General features: G+C 62.4%; 2 protein-coding genes. One reads left to right on the top strand and one right to left on the bottom strand.

Translation table 11 applies throughout. The annotated features are described in order from the left end of the window. Positions 1-322 precede the first annotated feature (322 nt). Positions 323-802 carry a hypothetical protein gene (locus ABT085_RS46125; RefSeq protein WP_351623172.1) on the top strand — a complete coding sequence of 160 codons (480 nt, stop codon included), beginning with the start codon at positions 323-325 and terminating at the stop codon, positions 800-802. 327 nt (positions 803-1129) lie between these two features. Here ABT085_RS46125 and ABT085_RS46120 read toward each other — a convergent pair whose 3' ends face one another. Next, the gene (locus ABT085_RS46120; RefSeq protein ID WP_351623170.1) at positions 1130-1495 is read right to left on the bottom strand and encodes a hypothetical protein; all 366 of its coding nucleotides are present in this window, start codon (positions 1493-1495) and stop codon (positions 1130-1132) included. Positions 1496-1822 lie beyond the last annotated feature (327 nt).

Genomic DNA, 1822 nt, shown 5'->3' with positions numbered 1-1822 from the left:
GAGCAGTCCCACCACCCAACCCGATCCGCCAAAGTAGTAGAAGTGGAAGCCTCTACCGCGTCGACGGCTTGCGAGGTCAAGCATGCTGCCTATATCAGTCATGAGCAGGGACTGTAGACCACGCGGCCACGCCAGACTTTGAGAAGGGGATGGGTGCGCATACGCGATCTTGCAAACTAGCTACGCGGCGGCTCCCGCCCACAGCCCCTCCACACCGACCGGGATCCAGACGTACGCCAGTTTGCTTGGGCAGTTCAGTGTGGGTTGTCGGACCTGGCCCTACTGTGAGGTCGAAGTAATCGTGAGCTATGGAGGGCAGGCGATGGGCGCCACTGGCTGGGAGTATGTCACCCCGTACCACGGGAGCATTGAGGCCACGCTCGAAGCCCTGCACGAGGAGGTCTTTCAGGAGCTCTACGGCGACGGTGAGGAGTACAAGAGTCGCGAAGAGCTCTACGCCGACGAAGAGTTCATGGGCGAAGCAGGCACCCATTCGATATTGGATGTCTACCGCATCGTCGACACACCCGCGGCTCCGGGCATAAGAGACTGGGACTACAACACTCTGCGCCCGCTCGGACCTGACCGGTTGATACATCACTTCGGAACGGAACAGCCAACCCTGCACCAGTACGAGGGTGCAATGGCTCGCGCCAACGAGGCCTCCTACCCCAGGTCACGCAGAGATAAGGACACGACTCTGCTGGACGAGCATGAGCTGCGTTGGACCGGACTTTATGTGCTCCTCTACTCGGACGGCGAACCCACCCACATCGGCATTTTCGGTACATCCGGAGACTAACTGTCTCTTGGCGCGTGCCTCAGTCTCGTGCCACAGCCGCGCCAGTTCTGACGGTTTCCGCCGGAGACCCAGGGGAAATCGCGGCTCGATCACCGCACCGCAACACGTCACAGCTCCCCGGTTCAAGCAGAGGTGGCAGCAGCAACCGCCGCACCCATAGTTCGCATCGAGGGGGTGGGCCGTGCCACAACCGTGCCAGATCGGGCGGGGAGTCACGGGGAAGTGCGGATGCTGGCAGCGTACACAGCCTGCATCCGTGGAAGTCTGAATGTCGCAGGTCAGGCCCCAACTCACCTCACCTCACTCCTAAAGCGGGTGTCGCCAAGGTCACCGGGGAATCAACTGTCCCGTTTCCGTGAGGACAAGCGTGAGACGACCCAGCCACTCGCCGTCGTCCAGGTACTCCCAGTTGTCAGCGTCTGCCAGCAAGGCAGGAAGGTCGTATCGCGGGATGGAAGGGCCGGGCTGTAGTCCCGGCTCGCCATCGGGAGCGGTCCAGGCAATGAGCCGGCAGACTTCGATCCAGCCTCTGTCGATGAGCGGCAGAAGGATTGCGGCAAGCTCAGTGGGGTCGGCGGATGCCAACGGTTCGTCCAGGTCTCCCCGAACGCCGGGCAGGATATCGATCTCCGTCGCGTTGATCATGAATGCGCGCTCTGCTGACGACAGTTCGTCCGTTGCGGGATAGCTCACCGGGAGATCATCGCAGGGCGCGACACCGAAGGCTCTCGGGCCGTTGCTGGGCCGTCTGAGGGTGGCCAGGGGTGACAGACGACGACAGCGGCCGACCGCTAACGCCCAGGTCATGCGGCCGACAGCCGGAGGGCGTGCAGGTTGGAAAGGCGGCCAATCACTTCTTCGGCTACTGATCGCCCTCGGCGGCACTTGACTTGCCCATTGAGTAATCCGATCCCCTGACGGCGACTCCCCAAAGGGGAGAAAATCGGGCTACGGCCGTCCGGTTGACGTCGCGGAGTCTTGGTGCCACCAGAACCCGACATTGAGTAGGACGCCGGGGAC

The sequence above is a fragment of the Streptomyces sp. NPDC002265 genome (genome assembly GCF_040296125.1).
Lineage (GTDB): Bacteria > Actinomycetota > Actinomycetes > Streptomycetales > Streptomycetaceae > Streptomyces.
This window is presented reverse-complemented; position numbering and strand designations above follow the sequence as displayed.

Coding starts and splice junctions, on each gene's coding strand:
- ABT085_RS46125 (WP_351623172.1), top strand. CDS start 323: ATGGGCGCCACTGGCTGGGAGTATGTCACCCCGTACCACGGGAGCATT.